This is a genomic window from Streptomyces sp. RK9 (genome assembly GCF_045070545.1).
Taxonomy (GTDB): Bacteria; Actinomycetota; Actinomycetes; order Streptomycetales; family Streptomycetaceae; genus Streptomyces; species Streptomyces alboflavus.
Map to the genome: position 1 here is coordinate 487667 of NZ_CP173703.1, position 21642 is coordinate 509308.

20 protein-coding genes are annotated in these 21642 nt (G+C 73.2%); 13 read left to right on the forward strand and 7 right to left on the reverse strand.

Annotated elements, in window-relative coordinates; translation table 11 throughout:
* Positions 1-33: 33 nt before the first annotated feature.
* Genes AB6L24_RS02125 through AB6L24_RS02135 form a run of 3 tightly spaced genes read right to left on the reverse strand, consistent with a single transcriptional unit; the run spans position 34 to position 3737 of the window.
* Positions 34-852, reverse strand: a complete 819-nt coding sequence (locus AB6L24_RS02125) for a transporter substrate-binding domain-containing protein (protein WP_405651368.1) — start codon at positions 850-852, stop codon at positions 34-36.
* A 21-nt stretch (positions 853-873) separates the two neighbouring features.
* Entirely contained in the window at positions 874-2484 is a 1611-nt protein-coding gene (locus tag AB6L24_RS02130) for a M81 family metallopeptidase (protein WP_405651371.1), read from the reverse strand.
* Positions 2481-3737, reverse strand: coding sequence for an ROK family protein (locus AB6L24_RS02135; RefSeq protein ID WP_405651374.1), 1257 nt, complete (start codon positions 3735-3737; stop codon positions 2481-2483). The genes AB6L24_RS02130 and AB6L24_RS02135 overlap by 4 nt, the downstream gene beginning before the upstream one ends.
* Positions 3738-3962: 225 nt before the next feature.
* On the opposite strand from AB6L24_RS02135, the gene AB6L24_RS02140 reads away from it, so the two are divergent.
* The 9 genes from AB6L24_RS02140 (at position 3963) to AB6L24_RS02180 (ending at position 15116) form a co-directional block, all read left to right on the forward strand.
* Entirely contained in the window at positions 3963-5837 is a 1875-nt protein-coding gene (locus AB6L24_RS02140; protein WP_405651376.1) for a peptide ABC transporter substrate-binding protein, read from the forward strand.
* Positions 5834-6784 carry an ABC transporter permease gene (locus AB6L24_RS02145; RefSeq protein ID WP_405651379.1) on the forward strand — a complete coding sequence of 317 codons (951 nt, stop codon included), beginning with the start codon at positions 5834-5836 and terminating at the stop codon, positions 6782-6784. Before AB6L24_RS02140 ends, AB6L24_RS02145 begins: the two co-directional genes overlap by 4 nt.
* Positions 6781-7686, forward strand: coding sequence for an ABC transporter permease (locus tag AB6L24_RS02150; protein WP_405651382.1), 906 nt, complete (start codon positions 6781-6783; stop codon positions 7684-7686). The genes AB6L24_RS02145 and AB6L24_RS02150 overlap by 4 nt, the downstream gene beginning before the upstream one ends.
* 14 nt (positions 7687-7700) lie before the next feature.
* Positions 7701-9860, forward strand: a complete 2160-nt coding sequence (locus tag AB6L24_RS02155) for a dipeptide ABC transporter ATP-binding protein (RefSeq protein WP_405651386.1) — start codon at positions 7701-7703, stop codon at positions 9858-9860.
* Complete coding sequence (mmuM, locus tag AB6L24_RS02160) at positions 9857-10798, forward strand: homocysteine S-methyltransferase (RefSeq protein WP_405651389.1); 942 nt, start codon at positions 9857-9859, stop codon at positions 10796-10798. Before AB6L24_RS02155 ends, mmuM begins: the two co-directional genes overlap by 4 nt.
* A gap of 188 nt (positions 10799-10986) precedes the next feature.
* A complete protein-coding gene (locus tag AB6L24_RS02165; RefSeq protein ID WP_405651392.1) occupies positions 10987-12072 on the forward strand; it encodes a WD40/YVTN/BNR-like repeat-containing protein in 1086 nt (361 codons plus the stop codon).
* A gap of 149 nt (positions 12073-12221) precedes the next feature.
* Positions 12222-12899 (forward strand): uracil-DNA glycosylase, encoded by a 678-nt coding sequence (locus tag AB6L24_RS02170; protein WP_405651395.1) that lies wholly within the window; start codon positions 12222-12224, stop codon positions 12897-12899.
* Positions 12896-13870: an N-acetylglucosamine kinase gene (locus tag AB6L24_RS02175; RefSeq protein WP_405651397.1), complete on the forward strand. Its 975-nt coding sequence runs from the start codon at positions 12896-12898 to the stop codon at positions 13868-13870. The genes AB6L24_RS02170 and AB6L24_RS02175 overlap by 4 nt, the downstream gene beginning before the upstream one ends.
* A gap of 301 nt (positions 13871-14171) precedes the next feature.
* The gene (locus AB6L24_RS02180) at positions 14172-15116 is read left to right on the forward strand and encodes a sirohydrochlorin chelatase (RefSeq protein WP_405651400.1); all 945 of its coding nucleotides are present in this window, start codon (positions 14172-14174) and stop codon (positions 15114-15116) included.
* A gap of 153 nt (positions 15117-15269) precedes the next feature.
* Here AB6L24_RS02180 and AB6L24_RS02185 read toward each other — a convergent pair whose 3' ends face one another.
* The 3 genes from AB6L24_RS02185 to AB6L24_RS02195 all read right to left on the reverse strand — a co-directional run bounded on the left by AB6L24_RS02185 (position 15270) and on the right by AB6L24_RS02195 (position 18975).
* Entirely contained in the window at positions 15270-16361 is a 1092-nt protein-coding gene (locus AB6L24_RS02185) for a lactonase family protein (protein WP_405651403.1), read from the reverse strand.
* Positions 16362-16478: 117 nt separating this feature from the next.
* Positions 16479-17987, reverse strand: coding sequence for an FUSC family protein (locus tag AB6L24_RS02190; RefSeq protein WP_405657006.1), 1509 nt, complete (start codon positions 17985-17987; stop codon positions 16479-16481).
* A gap of 292 nt (positions 17988-18279) precedes the next feature.
* The gene (locus AB6L24_RS02195; protein WP_405651406.1) at positions 18280-18975 is read right to left on the reverse strand and encodes a L,D-transpeptidase family protein; all 696 of its coding nucleotides are present in this window, start codon (positions 18973-18975) and stop codon (positions 18280-18282) included.
* Positions 18976-19211: 236 nt separating this feature from the next.
* Here AB6L24_RS02195 and AB6L24_RS02200 point away from each other — a divergent pair, with 236 nt between their 5' ends.
* The 4 genes from AB6L24_RS02200 (at position 19212) to AB6L24_RS02215 (ending at position 21311) form a co-directional block, all read left to right on the forward strand.
* A complete protein-coding gene (locus AB6L24_RS02200) occupies positions 19212-19691 on the forward strand; it encodes an Lrp/AsnC family transcriptional regulator (protein WP_405657007.1) in 480 nt (159 codons plus the stop codon).
* Positions 19692-19730: 39 nt separating this feature from the next.
* Entirely contained in the window at positions 19731-20435 is a 705-nt protein-coding gene (locus tag AB6L24_RS02205; RefSeq protein ID WP_405651409.1) for an HAD family hydrolase, read from the forward strand.
* Positions 20436-20580: 145 nt separating this feature from the next.
* Positions 20581-20829, forward strand: coding sequence for a hypothetical protein (locus AB6L24_RS02210; RefSeq protein ID WP_405651412.1), 249 nt, complete (start codon positions 20581-20583; stop codon positions 20827-20829).
* Positions 20830-20918: 89 nt separating this feature from the next.
* Positions 20919-21311: a hypothetical protein gene (locus tag AB6L24_RS02215; RefSeq protein WP_405651415.1), complete on the forward strand. Its 393-nt coding sequence runs from the start codon at positions 20919-20921 to the stop codon at positions 21309-21311.
* A gap of 33 nt (positions 21312-21344) precedes the next feature.
* Here the strand turns inward: AB6L24_RS02215 and AB6L24_RS02220 are convergent, their stop codons facing one another.
* Positions 21345-21554, reverse strand: coding sequence for a hypothetical protein (locus AB6L24_RS02220; protein ID WP_405651417.1), 210 nt, complete (start codon positions 21552-21554; stop codon positions 21345-21347).
* Positions 21555-21642: the final 88 nt, after the last annotated feature.

Consider the following 21642-nt stretch of genomic DNA (forward strand, 5'->3'; position numbering starts at 1 on the left):
GATCGTATCAACCGCGCGCGCTCACGCCCGCCCTCACTTCATCCACTCCGCCTCGTACGCCGCGTAGGTCCCGTCGTGCGTCGCGAGGTGCACGAACTGGTCGACGTACTCCCGGAACTGCGTGTCCGCGCGCGGCACGGCGTAGGCCTTCTCGGAGAACGTGAAGGGCTTGTCGGGGTGGAGCGAGCACAGCTCGGGGTGGATCTTCGCCTGGTAGCGGGTCTCGCTGGCGTCGGTCATCATCACGTCCGCGCGGCCGTCGATGATCTCCTTGAAGATCGTGGAGTTGTCCGGGTGCACGACGAGGGTGGCCCGCTTGATGTGCGCGCGGGCGAACTCCTCGTTGGTGCCGCCCGGGTTGACGACGACCTTGGTGCCGGGCTTGTCGATGTCGGCCAGCGCGCCGTCCCCGAAGCGGGCCGTGTCGGCGCAGCGCACGATCGGTGTCTTGCCGTCCTCACGGGTCGGTTCGCTGAAGGCGACCTTGCGGGCGCGCGGCAGTGTGATGGAGACGCCGCCGACGGCGATGTCGCAGCGCCCGTCCGCGACGTCGTCCGCGATCTCCTTCCAGGTCGTGGCGACGAACTTGGGCTTGGCGTCGAGGGACTCGGCGAGGTCCTGGGCCATCTTGATGTCGATGCCGCTGTACGCGCCGCCGGCCTCGCGGTGCGTGAAGGGGCGGTAGTCGCCGGTCGTGCACACCTTGAGGACGCCCTTCTTCGGCACGGAGTCGAGGAGGGTGCCCTTGCCGGGAGCGGGGTGATGACCGCGGCCCGCCTCGGGTGCCGCGGGGGCGGCGGCGGTGACGGCGAGCAGGCAGACGAGGGCGGACAGGGTGGCGGCACGCTTCATGGGGGCGGTTCCTCTCGGGCGTCAGGAGCGGTGCGGGGTGAGCGGCGGCAGCAGGGCCGCCGTCAGGTCGGGGCCCGCGCCATCTTCGTACGTGCCGGCCCCGCTGTCGTCGAAGGGGTACATCGGCCGCTCCACGCGGTGGTGACCGAGCCGCTGAAGGTCCTGGTCGACGCCGCCCGGGGTGAGCGCGAGCAGCCAGTCGGCCGCCATGTCGTACAGCTCCGGCTCCAGATAGCCGATCTTCACGACGACCAGGTCGTACGTGCGCGGGTCGATGCCGAGGCCGCCCTCGGCCGGGCCCGTGAAGTCGGCGAGCGTGTGGAAGGGCTTGCGGCGCTCGACCAGGATCAGGGTGAGTCCGCCGACCCGCACCGCCGCCATGTCCACGCCCCGGTCGTAGGCGCCGCCCTCGGCCCGGTCCTTCTGGTCGGTGGCGCGCTGCAACGCCTCGACGGTGCCGGTGAGTTCGTACGGTCCGCCGTGGTCGGCGTCGACCTTGCCGCCGACGGAGAGCGACACCTCCGCGCCCACGCCCGCCTCGAAGCAGCGGGCGACGGCGACCGGGTCGGTGATGCCCGGGTGCACGGCGGTGACCTCGCCGGAGCGGATCGCGTCGTTCTCCAGGAGCTTGCCGAGCATGTACGCGAGGTCGCCCGCGCCGCCCGCCGTCGGGTTGTCGCCGGAGTCGCTGATGAGGAACGGCCGCTTCGTCGAGGCCACGGCCTGCCCGACGCACTCCTCGGCGCTGCCGGTCGGGCCGACGAAGACGAAGTCGCGCCGGGCGTCCCAGTAGCGCCGGGCCAGCTGTGCGGCCTCGGCGGCGGCGCGTTCGGCGTCGTCGCCGGTGACGACGATGGCGGCCTGGCAGCGCGGTTCGTCCGCCCAGGCGTAGCCGACCCACAGCGCGGCGTCGAGGATGCCGGGCAGCCGCTCGATGTCGGCGAGCGAGGCGTACAGGGACTTGGCGGGCTCCAGGCGGGTGCTGGTCTTCTCGCCCGGAAGGAGGACGGGGACCTGCACCCAGGCGCGGTGCGGGCGGCTGCCCTCGCGCAGACAGCGCACCAGGTTGCGGGCGGCGCGCTCGCGGGTCTCCCAGGCGTCCTCGTGCGGGGCGAGGCGGTGCGCGGTGAGCAGGTCGACGGGGGCGGCGAACCGGTGGGAGACGTTGCCGTGCAGGTCCATGGCGGTGGAGATCATGGGGCGGCCGGTGCCGCCGGGGGTGCCGACGGAGTCCAGGGCCGCGCGGACGGCTTCGGTCAGGTCGGCCTCGGCGTCGGTGAGGCCGACGACGCTCATGGCGCCGTGGATGTCGTAGACGAGCCCGTCGAGGGGGCCCGCCTCGCGGATGCGGGTGACCAGTTCGTCCTTGAGGGTCAGATACGACTCGGCCTCCACGGGGCCGCCCGGGAGCGCGGTCGCGTGCAGTAGCGGCACCCACTCGACGAGGTCCGCGAGGTCGGAGTCCGCCTGGGCCCAGGTGTAGCGGTCGAGGAGTTCCTGGCCGCGGGTCTGGCGGAAGTCGTCGGCGGTGGAGCGGTGCGGGCAGAACGTGGAGGACTCGATGCCGATGCCGCCGATGCCGACGCGCAGGCGGCGGTGGGTGACGGCCGGGGCGGCCGGGGTGGTGGTCATGCGGGTGCGCTCTCTTCCTGGTCGGCGGGGGCGGGGGGCTCCTGGGTGGAGGTGCCGGACGGTTCCTGGTCCGTGGCGGGGGCCCCGGCCGCGGTGTCCGCGGGGCCCGTCCGCAGGTGGCGGCGCAGGGCGGTGAGGCCCGCGCCGAGCAGGCCCGCGTCCGGACCCGTCACCGTGGTGGTGATCTCCAGGTCGGAGGTGCACACGGGCAGGCAGCGTTCGTACAGCACGCCCCGGACGGCGGCGACCAGCGGCTCGGCGGTGGCGAGTACGCCGCCGAGCGCCACGGCCTGCGGGTTGAAGAAGTTCACGACGACGGAGAGCACCGCGCCGATGTGGCGGCCCGCGGTGCGCACCAGGGTGGTCGCCAGCGGGTCGCCGTCCGCGACGAGCCGGAGCAGCTCGCCCGTGGTCGCCACCTCCACGCCTTGGCGGGCGAGTTCGCGGATCAGGGCGGCGCCGCTCGCGACGGTCTCCAGGCAGCCGATGTTCCCGCAGCTGCACGGCCGGTCGCCGGCCTCCTCGACGCGGACATGGCTGATGTCCCCGGCCGCGCCGTTCGCGCCGTCGTGCGGGCGGCCGGAGGCGATGACACCGCTGCCGATGCCCCGGCCCGCCTTGACGACGACCATGTGGTCGAGGTCGGGGCGGGCCGCGGCGTGCTCGCCGACAGCCATCATCGTGGCGTCGTTCTCGACGGTCACGGGCAGGCCGACGCGGTCGGCGAGGACCTCGCGCAGCGGGTAGCGGTGCCAGCCGGGCATGCGGGACGGGCTGAGGACGCGGCCCTCGCCGGGGCGGACGGGGCCGGGGAAGGCGACGCCGAGGGCGCGGACGGTGCGGCCCGCCGCGCGTTCCCGTGCGGCGAGTTCGGTGACGCGCTCGCACAGCCAGTCCACGGCCGACTCGGGTCCCACGGTGATGTCGTGCGGCAGGTCGGCGGTGTCGCGGACGGTGCCGTCGAGGTCGACCGCGCCGAGCCGGGCGTGGTGGCTGCCGAGGTCGGCGGCGAGCGCGATGCCGCCCTGGGCGCGCACCCGCAGGAGCCGGGGGCGGCGCCCGCCGCGCGAGGCGCCCTCGCCGGACTCGGTGAGCACTCCGGCGGTGACGAGTTCCTGGACGCGCAGCGACACGGTGGACGGCGCGAGTCCCAGCTCCCGCACCAGGTCGGCCCTGGAGGCGGCCGCGCCCGACGAGACCAGCCGCACGATGTGCTGCGCCGATCCGGGTTCGCCGTGTGCGTTGCTGGCCATACCGACCCCGTTCGTTCGACGAGTTGCTTCGAGTACCAGCCGAACACTAGGTCGCGACGAATGAAGTTGACCAGACCTTCCCAGAAAGGCACCCCAACTCCCGAACTTTCGCCTTCTTTACCGAACGAAGCTCTTGACTTGCTTTTCCTCGCAGGCCTAGCGTTCGGGCCTCCCTACCGCTCACGTGTACGGATCGGTCCCGGCAGTTCCTGGAGGCCCACCACCATGCGCTCACTCAAGGCAGCCGCGGCCGCGGGCCTCGTGCTCGCGGTCCTCTCGGGGTGCACCCGTGAGGGCGGCCGCGTCGACATGGGTCCGACCGGCGGCGTCCCGGTCGAGGGCGGCACCGCGACCATGGCCCTGCCGCCCAACGCGACGCCCAACTGGATCTTCCCGATCGGCCCGCCGGGCTATGGCGCCTCGTACAACGCGGGCATCCAGTTCCTGCTCTTCATGCCCGTGTACGACGCCGTCCTCGACAAGGACAAGGGCGGTCTGACGACGCACGGGCCGAGCACGCTGGGCCTGAAGCCGACGTACTCCGACGGCAACAGGACGGTGACCGTGCCGCTGCGCAAGGGCGTGCGGTGGTCCGACGGCAAGCCGGTCACGGCCCGGGACCTGGAGTTCTGGTTCAACCTGCTCAAGGCCAACAAGGCGAACTGGGGCAGCTACTCGGTCGGCACGATGCCCGACAACGTCAAGCGGTTCGAGACGCTCGACGACCACACGGTGCGGCTGCGCCTGACCCGGGCGTACAACCCGGACTGGTTCACCGCCAACCAGCTGACGCTGATGCGGGTGCTGCCCCAGCACGCCTGGGGCGCACAGACCGACGGCGGGCCCGTCGGCGACTTCGACCGGACGAAGAAAGGAGCCAAGGCCGTCTTCGCCCGGCTCACCCGGCACGCCAAGAGCCTCGGGTCGTACGGCTCCGACCCGCTGTGGAAGACCGTCAACGGGCCCTGGAAACTCGCGGGCTGGCGCGACAGCGGCCAGGTCACCATCGTGCCGAACGAGAAGTTCACCGGGCCGAGGTCCCAGCGCCCGCACCTGGACAAGGTCGTCTTCAAACCCTTCACCACCGCCGACTCCGAGTACAACGTGCTGCGTTCGGGCGGCGTCGACTACGGCTACATCCCGCCGTCGGTGCTCGCGCAGAAGGGGAAGTTCGAGGACAAGGGCTACCGGGTCGATCCGTGGGAGGGCTGGGCGGCGACGTACATCGTCTACAACTTCAACTCCACCCACGCCGGTCCGCTGATGCGCCAGCTCTACATCCGGCGCGCCATGCAGCACCTCGTCGACCAGAAGGCGATGAGCGACGTCATCTGGCAGGGCAGCGCGACGCCGACGCTCGGCCCGGTGCCGGTCACGCCGAAGAGCCAGTACCTGTCGAAGGCGATGGAGCGCGACCGCTATCCGTTCTCCGTGGCGAAGGCCAAGTCCCTGCTCACGTCGCACGGCTGGCGCGTCGACGGCGGCACCGCACGCTGCGAGCGCCCCGGCACCGGCGCCGACGAGTGCGGCGCGGGCATCGAGGAGAACGACCCCCTGGAGCTGACGCTGCTCTCCCAGTCGGGTTCCACGGAGACCACGAACATGATGCAGGAGCTCAAGTCCTCGCTCTCCAAGGCCGGCATCGATCTGACGGTCCGCCAGCAGCCGCTGAACTCGGTGCTCGGCAACTCCGTCCCGTGCACGGCGAAGGACCCCGGCTGCGACTGGGACATGTCCTTCTTCGGCACCGCGGGCAGCTGGTACTACCCGCTCAACCCGAGCGGCGAGCAGCTGTTCTCCACCGGCGCCTCGGCGAACTTCGGCAACTACAGCGACAAGAAGGCCGACCGCATCATCCGCGCCGTGCAGTACTCCCCCGACATGAAGGCCGTGCACGAGTACGGCGAGTACCTGGCCGACCGACTGCCGGTGATGTGGATGCCCAACCCGGCCTACCAGGTGTCGGTGATCCGCAACGACCTGCGGGGCATCGAGCAGAACCCGACGGTCACGTTCGCGCCGCAGGACTGGTACTACGTCAAGAAGGACCAGGGCGGCTCCGAGAAGACCGACTCCGAGAAGAAGGGAGCCGCGCAGTGACCGGCTTTCTGGTCAAGCGCTTCCTGCAGGCGCTCGTCGTCCTCTTCCTGGTGTCGATCATCGTCTTCGTGCTCCTGCACATGCTGCCCGGCGGCCCCGCGCGCGCGATCCTCGGCCCCAAGGGCACCCCGCAGCAGATCGACCAGTTCAACCACCAGCAGGGGTACGACCGTTCGCTGCCGACGCAGTACTTCATGTACCTGAAGCGGCTGTTCACCGGCGACCTCGGGGACTCGTACAAACTCAACTCGCCGGTCTTCGAGCTGCTCAAGCAGCGGCTGCCGAAGACGCTGCTCCTGACGGTCCTCTCGACCGCGCTGGCCGTCGTCATCGCGGTGCCGCTCGGTCTGCTGCAGGCGGTCCGGCGCGGCAAGGCCTCGGACTACGCGCTCACCGGGCTCGCGTTCCTGCTGTACGCGACGCCGGTGTTCTTCCTCGGCCTCATCATGATCATCCTGTTCGCGCAGGTCTTCCCGGTCTTCCCGGCGGAGGCGCCGCAGGGCGAGTCGGTCGGCGAACTCCTCGGCGACTTCACGGGCCTGGTGCTTCCGGTGGTGACGATGGCGTTCGGCATCGTGGCGATGTTCAGCCGCTACATGCGCTCGGCGGTCCTGGACAACCTCACCGAGGAGTACGTCCGCACCGCCATGGCCAAGGGCCAGTCGAGCCGTCGCATCCTGGTCCGGCACGTCCTGCGCAACGCGCTCATCCCGCTCGCGACGCTGCTCGGCCTGTACCTGCCGACGCTGTTCAGCGGCGCCCTCGTCGTCGAGTCGATGTTCAACTACCCGGGCATGGGGCTGCTGTTCTGGAACGCGGCCCAGGGCTCGGACTTCCCCGTGCTCCTCGGCGTGACGCTCGTCGTCGGCATCGCCACCGTCCTCGGCTCGCTCCTCACGGACATCCTCTACGCCGTCCTCGACCCCCGGATACGGAGCGTGGCATGACCACCACGACGGCCCCGCGCACCGCGCCCGGGCACGAGGAGGCCGCGCAGGCCACCCCCTCGCTGGCCCGCCGCACCCTCCAGGTCTTCACCGGCAACAAACTCGCCCTGACCGGCGTGGTCCTGCTCGCCCTGCTCCTCGCCTTCAGCTACCTCGGCCCGCTCCTGTACGACACCGAGCAGACCCACACCGACCTGTCCCGGGCCAACCTCTCCCCCGGCTCCGAAGGCCACCTCCTCGGCACGACCGACCTCGGCTACGACATGGTCGGCCGCCTCATGGTCGCGGGGCAGACGTCCCTCGAGATCGGCCTCGCGGCGGGACTGCTCGCCACCCTCTTCGGGACCGTGTACGGCGCCGTCTCCGGCTACTTCGGCGGCTGGGTGGACGCCGCCATGATGCGGATCACGGACGCGGCGCTCGCGATCCCCGCGATGTTCCTGCTCGTCGTGGTCGCCGCGATCATCACGCCGAGCAAGGGCGTCCTCGTCCTCATCATCGCGGCCGTCGCCTGGCTGTCCCCGGCACGGCTCGTGCGGGGCGAGGCCCTCTCGCTGCGCAACCGCGAGTACGTCCAGGCGATGCGGATGATGGGCGGCGGGGGCGCGCGGGCCGTCTTCAAGCACATCGTGCCGAACGCGATCGGCACCGTCATCGTCAACTGCACCTTCCAGATCGCCGACGCCATCCTCTACGTCAGCTACCTGGCGTTCCTCGGACTCTCCATCCCGCCGCCGTCGGCCGACTGGGGCTCGATGCTGTCGGCCGGCATCACGTACACGCAGAACGGCTACTGGTGGCTGATCTTCCCGCCGGGCATCGCGATCGTGCTGGTCGTCGCCGCGTTCAACTTCATCGGCGACGGGCTGCGGGACGCGTTCGAAGTACGGCTGCGCAAGTAAAGGAACTCGCTGACATGGATGACATGGAAGAGCCGGGCGGCGCGCCCGCGCCCCTGCTCCGCATCGACGACCTGCGCGTCGACATCGCCTCGCGCGACCGCACCGTGCACGCCCTCGACGGCGTCAGCCTGGAGCTCGCGCCGGGCGAGGCCCTCGGCATCGTGGGCGAGTCGGGCTGCGGCAAGACCATGACCGCCCTGAGCGTCCTCGGGCTCCTGCCGCCCGGCGGCGCCGTCACCGGCGGCCGGATCCTCTTCGACGGGCAGGACCTGGCGGCGGCGTCCGCGCCGACCCTGCAGGACGTCCGCGGGAACACCGTCGGCATGGTCTTCCAGGACCCGCTGACCTCGCTGAACCCCACGATGACGATCGGCGCGCAGGTGGCCGAGCCGCTGCTCCTGCACCGGGCGGGCATCGGCAGGAAGGAGGCCTGGGCGCGCGCCGAGGAGATGCTGCGGCTCGTCGGCATGCCGCAGCCCGCCGAGCGGATGAAGTCCTACCCGCACCAGCTGTCGGGCGGCATGCGCCAGCGCGTCGCCATCGCCATGGCCCTGGTGTGCGAGCCGAAGCTCCTCATCGCCGACGAGCCGACGACGGCGCTCGACGTCACGACGCAGCACCAGATCCTGGAACTCGTCGACAACCTGCGCCAGACCCTCGGCATGGCGATGATCCTCGTCACGCACGACCTGGGCGTCATCGCCAACCGCGTCGACCGCGTCGCGGTGATGTACGCGGGCAAGGTCGCCGAACAGTCCGACGTGCGCGGCCTGTTCGCACGCCCCCGCCACCGCTACACGGAGGCCCTGTTCGCTGCGCTCCCGGAGCGGGCGGCGGACCGGGGCACCGAGCTGCACACCATTCCCGGCCTTCCGCCGAGCCTCACGGTGCGGCCGACGGGGTGCCGGTTCGCACCGCGCTGCTCGTTCGCCACGGAGGAGTGCCGGGAGCGGGAGCCCGAACTTGAGCAGGACGTGGCGGCGGCGCAGGAGCTGGGATCCGCCCTGGTCGAGAAGGCTCTTGCGGGTACGGCGGCTGAGCCGCGTCCGGATCCGGAGACCGTGAAGGCGACCGGGGCGGGCCACCGCTTCGCCTGCTTCCACCCCGTGCCGTACGGCGACGCGCCCGCCGAGCAGGTCGTGACGCCACCGCCCGCCGCGGCCACCGAACCCGGTGACGTCCTGCTCGAACTCGACGCGCTGGTCAAGGAGTTCCCGCTCACCGGCGGGCCCTTCGCGCGGCGCCGGGGCACGGTGAGCGCGGTCGGCGGGGTCTCGCTGAGCGTCCGCAGGGGCGAGACGTACGGCCTGGTCGGCGAGTCCGGGTGCGGCAAGACGACGCTGGGCCGGATCGTGGCGGGCCTGGAGGAGCCGACGGGGGGCACGGTCCGCTTCGACGGCCGCGACCTGTCCGGGCTCTCCCGCGCGGAGCGCCGCGCGCACCGGCGCCGCATCCAGCTGATGTTCCAGGACTCGACGGCGGCGATGGACCCGCGGATGCGGGTCGGGGAGATCCTGCGCGAGCCGCTGGTCATCCAGGGCGTCGGCACCCGTACCGACCAGGAGCGCCTGACGGCCGAACTCCTCGACGCCGTGGGCCTGCCACGCGGGGCCGTGCACCGCTACCCGCACGAGTTCTCCGGCGGCCAGCGCCAACGCCTCGGCCTGGCCCGGGCATTGACGCTCTCGCCGGACCTGGTCGTGGCGGACGAGCCGGTGTCGGCGCTCGACGTGTCGGTGCAGGCGCAGATCCTCAACCTCATGCGGGAGCTCCAGCGCGAGCGCGGCCTGACGTATCTGTTCATCTCCCACGACCTGGCCGTGATCCGCCACCTCGCCGACACCGTGGGCGTGATGTACCTCGGCAAACTCGTGGAGTCGGGCCCGGCCGAGCAGGTGTACGCCCACCCCCTGCACCCCTACACGCGCGGCCTCCTCGACACGGTGAACGTGCCCGACCCGGCCGCCGCGTCCGGCGGGGACCGCGAGCCGCTGCGCGGCGAGACGCCGTCCGCGGCGAAGCCCCCGTCCGGCTGCCGCTTCCGCACCCGCTGTCCGTTCGCCGAGGAGGTCTGCGCGAGCACGGAACCACCGGTCAGCACACCGAACGGGGCGGGGCATCAGGTCGCGTGCCACTTCCCCCTGGCCGCGCCTCGGCTAGCGTCGGCGGTATGAACGAGGTGGCGAGTACGCGGGCGGACCCCGGCAACGGCGGCTCCGCCCTGGCCGCGGCACTGGCACGGGGGCCGCTGGTTCTCGACGGCGGCCTGTCCAACCAGTTGGAGGCCGCGGGCCACGACCTGTCCGACGACCTGTGGTCGGCGCGGCTGCTCGCGGAGCGGCCCGACGCGGTGCGGTCGGCGCACCGGGCGTACTACGAGGCGGGCGCCGACGTCGTGACCACGGCGAGCTACCAGGCCACGTTCGAGGGCTTCGCACGGCACGGCATCGACGCGGTCAGCACCGCCGAGCTGCTGCGCCTGAGCGTCACCCTCGCGCGTGAGGCGGCGGCGCTCACGGCGGCGGAGCGCCCCCTGTGGGTGGCGGCGTCCGCGGGTCCGTACGGCGCGATGCTCGCCGACGGCTCGGAGTACCGCGGCCGCTACGGCCTGAGCGTCGCCGACCTGGAGCGCTTCCACCGCCCCCGCCTGGAGGTGCTCTCCGACGCGGCGCCCGACGTCCTCGCCCTGGAGACCGTCCCCGACCTCGACGAGGCCCGTGCCCTGCTGCGCGCGGCACGGGGCCTGGGTGTGCCCGCGTGGCTGTCGTTCACCGTCACCGGCGACCGCACCCGCGCCGGGCAGCCCCTCGCCGAGGCCTTCGCGCTCGCGGCGGACGCCGACGAGGTCATCGCGGTGGGCGTCAACTGCTGCGACCCGCGCGACGCGGACGCCGCCGTCCCGCTGGCCGCCCGCGTGACGGGCAAGCCGGTCGTGGTCTATCCGAACTCGGGCGAGTCCTGGGACGCGGCGAGCCGCACCTGGCAGGGCCCGACCCGCTTCGCGCCCCGGCAGGCGAGCGCCTGGCGCGACGCGGGGGCGCGGCTCGTCGGGGGCTGCTGCCGGGTGGGTCCGGAGGCGATCGCGAAGGTGGCGGAGGAGGTCCGCGGCTGAGGGCGCGGTGCTCGCGCGGGCAGCCCGCGAACGATCGTTCGCACAGCCGTCCCGCAGCCCGTCCCGCACCCGCGCCGCCGTCCCGACCCACACCCTGACCTGCGGAGAAACGCGCCGAGGCGTCATTGTCAGTGGTGGGGTGCAGACTGAGCGGTACCTGAGACAACGCCGTCCGAAAGGTGTCAGTCATGGCTGACGTCCTGCTCACCGTTGGTACGCGCAAGGGCCTGTTCGTCGGGCGCCGCACGCACGGCACATGGCAGTTCGACGAGGCTCCCTACTTCAACGCCCAGGCGATCTACTCGATCGCGATCGACACCCGCACACCGAACCCACGCCTGCTCGTCGGCGGCGACAGCGCCCACTGGGGGCCTTCGGTGTTCCACTCCGACGACCTCGGGCGCACGTGGACCGAGCCGAAGAAGGCCGCCGTCAAGTTCCCCAAGGACACCGGGGCCTCCCTGGAGCGGGTGTGGCAGCTGCACCCGGCGGCGGCCGAGCCGGACGTGGTGTACGCGGGCACGGAACCGGCCGCGCTCTACCGCTCCGAGGACAGGGGCGAGTCCTTCGAGCTGGTCAGGCCCCTGTGGGAGCATCCGTCCCGCTCGCAGTGGCAGCCAGGAGGCGGCGGCGAGGGGCTGCACACGATCCTCACCGACGCCCGTGACCCGGCCGCCGTGACCGTCGCGGTGTCCACGGCGGGCGTGTTCCGCACCGAGGACGGCGGCGCGAGCTGGCAGCCGTCCAACTCCGGGGTGTCGGCGGTGTTCCTGCCCGACCCGAACCCGGAGTTCGGCCAGTGCGTGCACAAGGTCACCAAGGACGCCGCCGACCCGGACCGGCTGTATCTGCAGAACCACTGGGGGGTGTACCGCAGCGACGACGGCGGCGTCCACTGGACGGACATCGGCGAGGGCCTGCCCTCCGACTTCGGCTTCGCGGCGGTCGCCCACCCGCACCGCGGCGACACGGCGTACGTCTTCCCGATCACCGCGGACGCGGACCGGGTCCCGGCCGACCGGCGCTGTCGTGTCTACCGCACGGCGGACGCGGGCAAGAGCTGGGAGCCGCTCAGCGCGGGCCTGCCGCAGGGCGACCACTTCGGCGTGGTGCTGCGGGACGCCATGTGCACCGACGGCGCCGACCCGGCGGGAATGTACTTCGGCAACCGCAACGGCGAGGTGTACGCGTCCGCGGACGACGGGGACTCCTGGCAGGAGCTGGCCTCGCACCTGCCGGACGTGCTGTGCGTCCGCGCGGCGGTCGTCGGGTGACCCGGGCCGCAGCCCACGCCGGTCGAGCCGCGGTGGCCTCCGCCGACCGGGCTGCGGCGGGCCCCGCCCCCGGGGTGACGGTCGGCTGCTCCGCGAGCTTCGGCCATCGGTTGATCGCCGCCGCGTGTACGGCAGTAGAGTGACGCTCCGTGGCACCACGACCCTTGCATGAAATCGTCGAAGCCGGCTGGGCCAAGGCCCTGGAGCCGGTGGCCGAACAGATCGCCTCCATGGGGGACTTCCTGCGCGCGGAGATCGCCGCGGGACGCACGTACCTCCCCTCGGGACCGAATGTGCTGCGCGCCTTCCAGCAGCCGTTCGACGAGGTGCGCGTCCTGATCGTCGGCCAGGATCCCTACCCCACGCCCGGGCACGCGGTGGGCCTGTCCTTCTCGGTGGCGCCCGACGTCAGACCGCTGCCCGGCAGCCTCATCAACATCTACCGCGAACTGCACGGCGACCTGGGCCTGCCCCAGCCGTCCAACGGCGACCTGACGCCCTGGACGCAGCAGGGCGTGCTGCTGCTCAACAGGGCGCTGACGACGGCCCCGCGCAAGCCCGCCGCGCACCGCGGCAAGGGCTGGGAGGAGGTCACCGAGCAGGCGATCCGGGCGCTCGCGGCGCGCGGCCGTCCGCTGGTGTCGATCCTGTGGGGCCGGGACGCCCGCAATCTGCGGCCGCTGCTCGGCCAGTTGCCGTCGGTGGAGTCCTCGCACCCCTCGCCGATGTCGGCGGACCGCGGCTTCTTCGGTTCGCGGCCGTTCAGCCGCGCCAACGACCTCCTGGAGCGGCAGGGCGCGCAGCCGGTGGACTGGCGGCTGCCGTGACCGGGCTCCCGGTCGTGCTCGGCGTCGACTCCGGCGGCTCGGGGCTGCGGGCCGTCCTGGGCGTCCCGGACGGGCTGCGCGCGCCTGCCCCGGTGCGTTCCGCGGAGCCGGTGCGGACCGGGCCGCGCGGGATCGACGCCACGCATCTGCGGGAGCAACTGGAGCCCATGGTGCGGCAGTTGCTGGCCGACGCGGGCGGCGGGCGGCTCGTCGCCGTCGCTGTCGGCGCCGCCGGGATGGCGACGCTCGGCGACGACCTGCGGGACCGGCTGCCGTCGGCGCTCACGGAGTTGTTCGGGGTGCGGCGGGTGGCCCTCGCCGCCGACGCCGTCACCGCGTACGCGGGCGCGCTCGGCCAGCGGCCCGGGGCCGTCGTCGCCGCGGGCACCGGCCTGATCGGCCTCGGCACGGACCTCGCTCAGTGGCGGCGGACCGACGGCTGGGGGCATCTGCTCGGCGACTGCGGCAGCGGCGCGTGGATCGGCCGGGCCGGGCTCGAGGCGGCGATGCGGGCCTTCGACGGGCGCCGGGGCGGGTCGGCCGCACTGCGCGCCCGCGCGGAGGAGATGTTCGGCACTCCGCTGTCGGGCCTTCCGGGGCAGCTGTACCCGCGCCAGGACCGGCCCGCGGTACTCGCCGCGTTCGCGCCCGAGGTGGGGCGGTGCGCGGCGGACGGCGATCCGGTGGCGGTGCGGGTGCTGCGGGAGGCGGCCGGGCACATCGCGGACACGGCGGCCGCGGCCTGTCCGCCGGACGGGTCCTGCGAAGTCGCCCTGACCGGCGGCCTGCTGAAGCTCGGCGACGTGCTCCTCGGCCCACTGGAGGCGCAACTGACGGAGCGTCTCCCGCACGCCCGCCGGGTCGCCGCCGCGGGGGACCCCCTCGACGGCGCCGTCCGGATAGCGGTCGACCTCGCGGCGGACACCCTCAAGCTCCCCCGCGACCCGCACCTGTTGTACGTCGCGGAGTGACACCTCGTACGTCGCGGAGTGACATCGCCGCCGTCCCGCACGCGTTCGTACGCGCCGTAACGCGGCGCGTACGTCGCGCAGTCACGCGTCCGGGACGGCACACGCCCACCGGCACACCGCTGTTCGACGGGCCGCACAGCGTCTGGGACGTTCTCTCCACGCGATCCCCGCACTCTGCACACGGTCCCCAAACCCTCCCGGCGCCCCACGCTCCCCAACTCACCCGACAAAGCGGACTAATACCACTGAGCCGCACCCTCCCCGAACAGGGAAACCCCCAAAGCCAGTAGCATGCGGCGCCATGAGCTCCCCCACTGGGCCCGCATCCGGCCTGCCCGTACGAATGCCGCGCCCCCGTCAGCCGGGCCGGCACCGCCGCCCGGAGCCCGTCGCGGCTCCCCAGGGCGCGCCCGCGCTCGTCCTCGCCGTGCCGGGCGTCCCCAGCGCCGCCACCCGCGGCATCGCCGAGGAAGTCGTCTCGATCGCGCGCTCCGAGCTGCCCGGTCTCGACGCCAGGATCGGTTACGTCGACGGGACGGACGCCGACGCCGGCCCGTCGGCCGAGTTCCCCACGCTGCAGGCCGTGCTCGCGCACACCGCCGCCGAGCGCACCGCCCGCTACGAGCAGGCGCTGGCCGCCGGCGTCGAGGACGCCCGCCGCCCCGAAGGTCCCGTCGCCGTCGTGGTGCCCCTGCTCGCGGGCCCCGACAACGCGCTGATGCGCCGCGTCCGCCAGGCCGTCATGGACAGCCGCGCCGCCGCCGAGCTGACCGACGTCCTCGGCCCGCACCCGCTGCTCGCCGAGGGCCTGCACGTGCGGCTCTCCGAGGCGGGCCTGGCCCGCGCCGACCGGGCCCGGCTCTTCACGGTCGCGACCGCGGCGGACGGCATCGTCCTCGCCACGGTCGGCGGCGAGGAGGCCGTGCAGGCCGCCGGGATCACCGGCATGCTGCTCGCGGCGCGCCTCGCGGTGCCGGTGATGGCCGCCGCCCTGGACGAGGAGGGCTCGGTCGCGGCGATCACGGAGCAGCTGCGCGGCTCCGGCTCGGCCCAGCTGGCCCTCGCCCCGTACCTGATCGGCCCGGAGGTGGACGCGAGCCTCCTGGACGCGGCCGCCAAGGAGGCGGGATGCGCCGTCGCCGAGCCGCTCGGCGCGTACCCGGCGATCGGCAAGCTGGCCCTGTCCAAGTACACGACGGCGCTGGGCATCACCCCGCAGCAGCCGTCGGGCGCGCCGGTGCACTGACACGCGGCACGCGACCGCACCACCCGCACGACACGACGTCGATGGGCCCGCCCCCGAGTTCGGGGGCGGGCCCCTTCGCGTACGACGAGTGCCGTGACCACCGGTGGTCACGGCGACTCGGCCGAAGACGGCGGCTCAGCCGAGGACGAGGGCTCAGCCGAAGACCACGCAGCTCGCCGCGGGCACGTCGATCGCACCGGCGCGGCTCGGCAGACCCGTCTCGGCGTCCAGGGTGAACCAGGTGACGTCTCCGGAGTGCTCGTTGGCGGCGTACAGAAAGCGCCCTGAGGGGTCGATGGCCAGGTCACGGGGCCAGGCGCCACCGCAGGCCACGGAGGCCGTCAGACGGGCGCCGGTGCCCTCGGCGTCGAGCGCGAACACGGAGATGACGTCCACGCCCCGGGTCGCGGTCCACAGGAAGCGGCCGTCGGGCGCGACGACGACCTCGGAGGGGTAGGCGTCGCCGTCGGGCCCGGCGGGCAGCACGGGGGTCTCGGCGAGCGGGTCGAGAGTGCCGTCGGCGGGGTTCCAGGAGCACACGGTGAGGGTCGGCGTGAGTTCGTTCAGGACGTAGGCGACGCGGCCGCCGGGGTGGAAGGCGAGGTGGCGCGGCCCGGTGCCGGGGCGCAGCGCGACCTCGTGGCGCACGGTGAGGCCGGTCGGGCCCGGCTCGCAGACCCGCACGGAGTCGGTGCCGAGGTCGACGCTCAGCAGCCAGCGGCCGCCGGGGTCGGGCAGGACCTGATGGGCGTGCGGGCCCTCCTGGCGGGCGGGGTCGGGCCCGGATCCCTTGTGCTCCAGGACGCCCGCCGGGGCGGGGGCGAGGCTTCCGTCGGCGGCGACGGGCACGCTGGTGACGCTGCCGGAGCCGTAGTTGGCGGTGTGCACGTGTCCGTCGTGGACGGCGAGGTGAGTGGGGCCCGCGCCCCGCACGGGCACGGGCCCGCCGATCGGCCGGACGGCGTCCCCGGCCGTGCGGAAGGCGGCGACGGCGCCGTCGGGGGTCTCGCTCACGGCGTAGAGCGTGGCGCCGTCAGGGGACAGTGCCAGGTACGAGGGGTCGGGCACGGCGTCCGTCACGCCGAGCACGGTCGGCGCGCCGGTGGCGGCGTCCACCGTCGCGGTGACGATGCCCGGCCCTCCCCCCTGCGTGAAGGATCCGATGTACGCCCGCCGCGCCTGCCCGCCACCCACTGCCTGCCCCTCTCGGCTCGCCCCTGGGCCCCGCGTCGGGGCGGCACCCATGGGGCGACGCTAGCAGCTGGTCTGGACCAGTGGGGGGTACTTGGAGCGGCGCGGTGGGCAGACCCCGCCGCCGAGGCACTCAGCCCCCAGACCCTCAGGCCCTCAGCCCTAAGGCCCTCACGCCCCGATCAGCGGCGTACGCGGCGAGCTGCGTACCGGCGTCGCGAGTTCGAGCAGTGCCCGCTCCAGGCCGTGCAGATGCGCGAGGGCCGGTTCGAGGGCCCCGGCGTGCTTGACGGCGGCGGGGGCGGCGGGGGCCGTGAGCGCCTCCTCCGAGGCGATCAGCGCCTCGACGGCGGCCTCGACCCGCGCGCAGGCGGCGGCGAGCCGGTCGTCGCAGGAGGCCACCGGGTCGGTGGCGATGGCCGTGAGACTGCGGACCTGGTCGGCGCACTCATCCAGGAGCGCGATGACCTGACGTGCGCGGACGCGCCGGGCGCGCAGCGGGCTGAGGGGGTGCACCAGCGGGGCGAGCGAGAGCCGCACCCGGCCGAGGATCACTTCGAGGTCGGCGATGTGCGGGGCCGGGTCGGCCGTGGTGGAGCCGGACAGGCGGGCCGCGGCCTCCCGGGTGCAGGCGTGCACGGTGCGGACGGCGCGCTCGATCCAGGCGTTGGTCGTGGCGTGGGTGGTGACCGGCAGGACGAGCAGGACGGCGAGCACCGCGCCGAGCGCGCCGGCCCCGGTCTCCAGGAGGCGCAGGGCGAGCAGCCCCGGGTCGAGGACGCCGAGCAGGCCGTAGAGGCCGCCCGCCATCACGGTCACGGCCAGCATCATCCAGGTGTACGAGACGGCGGCCGTGTAGAAGATCCCGAAGACGCAGACGGCGACGATCACGGCGGTCGGCACGAGGGCGCCGTGCAGCGGCAGCACGACGACGACGCCCACGGCGATGCCGATCAGCGTGCCGAGCACCCGGCGGAAGCCGCGGACCAGCGTCTCGCCGCGCGACACCGTGTTCACGAAGATCCACCAGGTGGCGCCGATGGCCCAGTACCAGCGGTCCCCGGACAGCGCGTGCCCGATGACGAGGGCGACGCCGCCGCCGAGGGTGACCTGGACGGCCTGGCGGGTGGTGGCGCGCGCGAGGCCCCGGCGCACGGCGAGGGCCGGCACCGTGGCGGGCGGCAGCCGTCGCTCGTAGCACCACAGGCCGAAGCGGACGGTGGACGAGGCGAGCAGGGCGATGCCGATGGCCTCGTACAGGGAGGGCAGTTGCGGCAGCTCCGTGTGCAGGAACTGGGCCGCGAAGAAGGTCATGAACGCGAAGACGCCGAGCGAGTGGCCGCGCGGCCCCCATCGGCGCGCGTACACCCCGGCGCCCATGACGGCCAGGAACGCGAGGTCGCGCAGCACGGGGTGGTCGTGCAGGAGCGCGGCGAGGGCGAGGACGGGGAAGCCCACGGCGGGCAGCAGCGCGGTGGTGACGGCCTGGCCGCGCACCGTCGTGTCGGTGACGGTGAACAGCGCGAGCAGCGCGGCGAGACCGGCGATGATGGCCGCGACGAGCGTGTGCCCGACGAGTGCGCAGAGGGTGACCGCCAGGGAGATGCCGAGGACGGCCCGGGTCGCGAAGCGCAGCCTCAGCCGCCCCGGATCCGGTGCCACGAACATCGACCTCAGCACAGCTTTGCCCACCCCTCGACGGTCCCGGCGGTCGCGGCGCGCGGCCACGGCGGACCCGGCGCGGCTCGCGATCCGCAGGACGGGAATCGCGCGCGACATGAATGACATGAATAAGGCGCCGCGGAATCCCGCAGCGCCATCGACGGATCCATCTCACCATTCGGGAGCCCGGTGGCTCAACCGGGACACTCAGGACTGGGCCATTGGCCCAGCCGGAGGCCCGCAGGGCGGTGCGTCGGCGGGCCAACGGGCCACACCGACGCCGCCTGCGGGCTCACGCGCCGCGGTGCTCTCAGGTGCCGGGCTTGCGGCCGTAGACGAAGACGTCGTCGCCCTTGCGCAGCATGTTCCAGTACTTGGTGGCGTCCTTCTTGGTCATGTTCACGCAGCCGTGCGAGCCGGGCGGGGACCAGACGCTGATGCCGACCGAGTGGAAGGCCTGGCCGCCGTCGAAGAACTGGCTGTAGGGCATCGGCACGTGGTAAATGCTCGAAATGTGGTCGATGTCCCGCCAGTAGACCTTCTTCAGGCCGGTGCGGGTCTCGTGGCCGTTGCGTCCCGTGCGCACCGGCACCGGCCCGTACTTGAGGGTCTTGCCGTCCTGGATCCAGCTGAGCTGCCGGGTCAGGTCGACGCAGGCGATGCGGCCCTTGTTCACCGGGCACTTGCCCGCCTTGTTCGGGTTGTTGCCCGCGGCCTTCTGCTTGTTCATCAGGCTCATGACGCCCCAGGTCACGGAGCCCGCGTAACCGGCGTTGGGGCTGATGCCGTGCTTGGTCTGGAAGGCCTTGATGGCCTTGCAGTCGGCGCTCGACTGCCTGCCGTCCACCGGGCGGCCCAGGAACTTCTCGACCTGCTTCTGGTACGGCCCGGCCTGCGTCGAGCACGTCGCGGCCTGTGCGGTGGTGCTCCCCAGAGCCACCGTGAGCGGGGCCACCAGCGCGGTGATCCCCAGGGCGACGACGGCTCGTCTGTGTATGTCCCCCACTGCGGTCCACTCCTCGTTCGTCTTCGTACGCGCCATACGTGTGCGTTGCGCGTTTTACGACAGCTAGACCGTGGAGGGGGCCGACTCGTTGCAGGGGGAAGTGAAACAGGTGCGTAACAGCGCGGCGGGGGCGCGCACCGGCAGTCCGTCCGGTCCAACGGCCGGCGGCGCGCGGGAACCTCCGTGCCATTGGTACGGTCGCGGTGATCGACTCGCGCACCCGGGAGGCCCGCACCATGGCCGTCGACGAACTCGACACCCGCATCCTGCGGCTCCTCCTGGAGCAGCCGCGCACGAGCGTGCGGGAGTACGCGCGCGTCCTCGGCGTCGCGCGCGGCACCCTCCAGGCCCGCCTGGACCGGCTCGAACGCGAGGGCGTCATCACCGGCACCGGGCCGAAGCTCTCCCCCGCCGCGCTCGGCCATCCGGTGCTCGCCTTCGTGCACATCGAGGTCACCCAGGGGCGCCTCGACGAGGTCGGGGACGCGCTCGCGGCCATCCCCGAGATCATCGAGGCGTTCTCGATGACGGGCGGCGGCGATCTGCTGACCCGGGTGGTGGCGCGCGACAACGGCCACCTGGAGGATGTCGTCCAGCGTCTGATCCAGCTGCCGGGCGTGGTGCGTACGCGTACGGAGATGGCGCTGCGCGAGCGTGTGCCGCACCGGCTGCTTCCGCTGGTGGAGTCGGTGGGCCGGGCGGCCGCGGAGAAGTAGCCGGGTGGGCGTGCGGGGACCGTTGGCATCCTGGGGTGCATGAGCGCCTTGAACCACACCTCGGTCATCTTCGATCTCGACGGCACCCTCGTGGACAGCGAGCCGAACTATTTCCAAGCGGGCCGTCAGCTTCTCGCCGCCCACGGCGTCCCCGGCTTCACCTGGGCCGACCACGAGAGGTACGTCGGCATCTCCACCCGCGAGACCCTCGCCGACTGGCGGGAGCGGTACGGCCTGACCGCGCCCCTCGCCGACCTGCTCGCGGAGAAGAACCACCGCTATCTGGAGCTGGCCCGCGCCTCCACCCGCGTGTATCCGCAGATGCGGGAGTTCGTGGAGCGGCTCTCCGACGCCGGGGTGCCGATGGCGGTGGCGTCGGGGTCGTCGCGCGCCGCCATCGAGGCGATCCTCGCGGGCACCGGCCTGGACGCCCACCTGAAGACGCTCATCTCGGCGGACGAGGTCGACCACGGCAAGCCCGCTCCCGATGTGTTCCTCGCGGCCGCCGCGCTCCTCGGCGCGGAGCCCGCCGACTGCGTGGTCCTGGAGGACGCCGCTCCGGGCGCGCTCGCCGCGCGGGCCGCGGGCATGCGGTGCGTCGCGATCCCGTACGTCGCGGCGCAGGCGGACGACCCGGCGTTCGCGTCGGCGGACCTGCTGGTGCGCGGCGGCCAGGAGGAGTTCACGGCGCGGGCCGCGCTGGACTGGCTTGCGGCGGGCACACGGGGTCCTTCGCCCGCCTGACGCCTGTCGGCTCCGGGCACGCCCGGTCGGCGGAGCCGCCGTGTGGCCGGATCGCCGGAGCCGGTACACGGTGGTCAGTACGAGGTGTGGTCACGAGCACCACGGGTACCTGCGAACGCAGCCCAGAAGGAACGGAGGCACGACCGTGAGCGAGCAGAAGCCCCCGTCGGTCGGCGAGGACGGCCCCCCGGTGCCGCGGGACCTGCCCGACCAGCAGGCCTCGGACCAGGAGGACCCCTGGGACCCGGATGACGACGCGGCCCGCACCGGCAACGCACCCGACACGCACGACGACGTACCCGACACCGACGAGGCGGGTACAGGCAGGCGCGGCGCCCCGCACGCACACGGCCCCGGCCCGGACCGGCCGGTGCCGGACGAGCCCGCCGACTAGGGCGGGGAGCCGCCGTGGACGCGCGCGCACTGAAGCAGGACGACGACCGCACGGACGCGCGCGGGCAACGGAGAAAGGGATGATGGGCAGTGAACGCAACGGGTCCGTCCTCGGCACAGGTCACGGTGGAACTCAGTGACTGCTCCGCGCAGGACGCGGCAGCTGTCTTCGACGTCCTGCGGACCGCCTTCCCGCAGACGTCCCCGGCGGACGGGCCCGGCGCCACGGCCGGCCCGCCCCCGGGCGCCGGCAGCGGGGCGACGGTCTGGACGGAGACCTTCGACATCGCGGGCGCCGGCCTCGCGGTCCCGGAGGGCGCCGCGGGAACGCTGACGCGCCCGGTGTCCGCCGACGTCCAGGGCGGCTATCTCGCGGTGGATCAGCTGCAGGCCTTCCTGGCCTCCGCGTTCACCGTGAGCGGCGAGGGCGCGGCCTTCGGAGACCAGGAGAAGGACGTACATCTGTGCCTCGCGAACCGTTAGGCCGCCGCGGGCCGGACCGGTTCGCGCCCGCCGTCACAGGAGGTGTGGCAGCCCCAGATTGTTGATGAGCGGGCCCTCGACGGTGACGCCCTCTGTGACCAGGGACTCGGCGGCGGCCAGGGGCGGCAGCGGGTTCGCTGCCGCGTGTGCCGCCGCCGGGGCGGCGGTGACCGCGGCGGCCGGTGCGGTGAGCGAGGTCATCGCGGCGAGCGCTCCGATCACGAGGACGACGGGACGGCGCATGGAACCACCTTGTTCTCTAGGGGAGTCGTGCCCTTGAGACTGGCTCAAGGGTCCGCCCGGTCCTTCCCGGGCGGCGAGATGGCTGCCC

Excerpts from the sequence above, each read along its gene's own strand:
- AB6L24_RS02125 (WP_405651368.1), bottom strand. The coding sequence starts at position 852 with ATGAAGCGTGCCGCCACCCTGTCCGCCCTCGTCTGCCTGCTCGCCGTC.
- AB6L24_RS02130 (WP_405651371.1), bottom strand. The coding sequence starts at position 2,484 with ATGACCACCACCCCGGCCGCCCCGGCCGTCACCCACCGCCGCCTGCGC.
- AB6L24_RS02135 (WP_405651374.1), bottom strand. The coding sequence starts at position 3,737 with ATGGCCAGCAACGCACACGGCGAACCCGGATCGGCGCAGCACATCGTG.
- AB6L24_RS02140 (WP_405651376.1), top strand. The coding sequence starts at position 3,963 with ATGCGCTCACTCAAGGCAGCCGCGGCCGCGGGCCTCGTGCTCGCGGTC.
- AB6L24_RS02150 (WP_405651382.1), top strand. The coding sequence starts at position 6,781 with ATGACCACCACGACGGCCCCGCGCACCGCGCCCGGGCACGAGGAGGCC.
- AB6L24_RS02155 (WP_405651386.1), top strand. The coding sequence starts at position 7,701 with ATGGATGACATGGAAGAGCCGGGCGGCGCGCCCGCGCCCCTGCTCCGC.
- mmuM (WP_405651389.1), top strand. The coding sequence starts at position 9,857 with ATGAACGAGGTGGCGAGTACGCGGGCGGACCCCGGCAACGGCGGCTCC.
- AB6L24_RS02165 (WP_405651392.1), top strand. The coding sequence starts at position 10,987 with ATGGCTGACGTCCTGCTCACCGTTGGTACGCGCAAGGGCCTGTTCGTC.
- AB6L24_RS02180 (WP_405651400.1), top strand. The coding sequence starts at position 14,172 with ATGAGCTCCCCCACTGGGCCCGCATCCGGCCTGCCCGTACGAATGCCG.
- AB6L24_RS02185 (WP_405651403.1), bottom strand. The coding sequence starts at position 16,361 with ATGGGTGCCGCCCCGACGCGGGGCCCAGGGGCGAGCCGAGAGGGGCAG.
- AB6L24_RS02200 (WP_405657007.1), top strand. The coding sequence starts at position 19,212 with ATGGCCGTCGACGAACTCGACACCCGCATCCTGCGGCTCCTCCTGGAG.
- AB6L24_RS02205 (WP_405651409.1), top strand. The coding sequence starts at position 19,731 with ATGAGCGCCTTGAACCACACCTCGGTCATCTTCGATCTCGACGGCACC.
- AB6L24_RS02220 (WP_405651417.1), bottom strand. The coding sequence starts at position 21,554 with ATGCGCCGTCCCGTCGTCCTCGTGATCGGAGCGCTCGCCGCGATGACC.